General features: G+C 43.0%; 2 protein-coding genes. Both read left to right on the top strand.

From position 1 onward, the window contains the following. Positions 1–784 precede the first annotated feature (784 nt). Complete coding sequence (locus NC238_10035) at positions 785–1,702, top strand: hypothetical protein (GenBank protein MCM1566269.1); 918 nt, start codon at positions 785–787, stop codon at positions 1,700–1,702. Continuing rightward, the coding region (locus NC238_10030; protein ID MCM1566268.1) for a hypothetical protein at positions 1,674–2,234 on the top strand (561 nt) is incomplete at its 3' end. The genes NC238_10035 and NC238_10030, both read left to right, overlap by 29 nt.

Raw genomic sequence — 2,234 nt, 5'->3', positions numbered from 1 at the left:
GCATCGTCCCGAGCGAGTGCTCAAAGCGGGTATGGTTTGCGCCGGGGTAGACGAGGTTGGCAAACCCGAGCTGGGTGATGTGGCGGAGCCGCTGGAGTTCTCCCGAGTCCAGCAGCCGGAGCGCGAGCGCATCCGCCTCGACGTAGCCGTGCACCGGATCTTTGATGATCTTCATCGGTTCCGTTAAGAATCTTGGGAGATGTATGATAAAGGTATTTGAGAGAGCGCGGAGGGGAGGGGTTTTTCCTTTGGCGGGTTTTCGGTTTGTCTATAGAGAAAGTCGTCCTAAAAGGGTCTCCTGGTTGAAAATCCATATGGTTTCGAACACCCTTGCGTGCACTCAAGGGGGATTAACTGACATCCTGCGCCAGATTCTGGACACGGCTTCCCACCAGATATCGTCACTGGGGGAGGGACCGGGAGGAGTTGTCCCCATCTTGGCAGAAGCATTTTGGGATGGCCTCAAGCCATAGCCCTCAAACGTTGGGAGGCTTGGGTTCCCTCCTCCCGCCCCGAGGGAGCGGGCAGTAAGGGGTGATGCCCTCTATCAGGGAGTGAGATCTTCCAGTTGAATTTGCAGGAGTAAGAGGGCGTGCTGGAGATATGCGATTAATTTTCAGTATGCCACCACTTGTTGGGCCCTTAGATATGGGGCGAGCAGGACCTAAATGCGGCCTCCAAGATGTCGTATAACGGAAGTCACGTTATGAAATATGATATTTGAATTTAGTAAACTATATCATCTCGCTCTTTTAACTCTCAAACATCCTAGAGTTGGTATATTATGAAATTTTATTTAGGCCATATTCAGTTCATCCCTTCGGCACAAAGAAAGCTCGATGCTGCAAAATATTCCGGGAAACCAATCGAATTGGCTGAAAAGTTGCTGCAAGAACATAATTCATACTCTCCAAGTAAACAACGGGGCTATACGAGTTTAGTTTTTGATAATTTCATACTCGATACATCTGATGGGAGGCTTTTAGCAGCACTGATCGGGAAGGGTGTTCTTCGGGAAGTGCCAAAACATAACGAAAATGGTTTTTATAAGGCAAAAGATGATCAATGGCCTTTTGTTGTCCTACTTTGGGATAGGGAAGAGCAGATAATCCTAATTGAGAAAGATCAGAGTGTATTTCAAAACTATGAAGCAGTTTTTAAGTCGATTGAAGATCACTTTAATAATCTTTTTGATCCGTACGAACTTCGGGTTTACATTGAACCTAAAACCGAAAAAGTATCATTTTGGAATGCGGTAGAGAAATTTAAGTACATTTATGTGGTTACTTTTGAGCTGCATAGGCCCAATCTTCTCGGAATAACAGATGAACAGTTGGCCGAATCGATAGATAAAGCAAAACAATTTAATGGGACTAGTGTAAGTACCTCAATTTTAAATCCAGACGGCGGACTCGCGTTACCTAGAAATCATCCTATTATCATGGCATGTTTGAATTGGATCGCGAACGGAGGGGGCTCGTGGTTATTAAAAGGGAAGAAATCTGAAGAGTCCAGACCCGAAACGGTTTCAAGTAAGAATAGTGATAACTATCGGAGCGAAGAGATCCCCTTGGAAGTAGAGACACTCAATCCTACATCTATAAAATCAACATTATCAAAATTCAAACCTCGATTCTCAGCTTCAACTGACAAAGATGATGCAGGAAATGGCAATGAACAAAGTTACTTCAATGGCCCATAAAGGGCTACTTTTACTCATTTTCATTGAAGTGGCACTCATTGTAGCGCTGCTCATTAAGGAAACTAGCATCATTCAGTTATACGGCGTTTTCCCAAATTTAAGTGGGATAATTCTTGCAGGAGTTGTAGCAAGTCTCGCGATAATATTTAGCTCATTGAGTGCTGATGATTTAGAAAAAATATACAAAATTAACAATAGTGATCCTCCTGGAGAATTAGGACCCACCGCTAAAGATACAAATGGGGTTCAGAAATCAAAAGATAAATTTTTGATTTTTCTTGGATATGCAAAGAACGATACTAGACTCATAATTGGTAGCTTCCTGATTTCCGTAGTTATCTTATGCTTTGGTCAATTTGACCACTCTATGGTTATTGCCTATTGGGGTGAACAAAACTTGGAGCATATACTCAGGGCATTACTGTTTATTGATGTGCTTTCATTCATACTATCAGTATCAGCGGTCTCGGACATAATATATAGCCTCTTCACATTAAATAAAGCGAGGTACGAATGGAATTTTGAAGATAAT

Origin of the sequence: Dehalobacter sp. (genome assembly GCA_023667845.1) — a bacterium.
Taxonomy (GTDB): domain Bacteria; phylum Bacillota; class Desulfitobacteriia; order Desulfitobacteriales; family Syntrophobotulaceae; genus Dehalobacter.
Note: the sequence above shows the minus strand (reverse complement) of the source record. Positions and strands in the feature narration are given on the sequence as shown.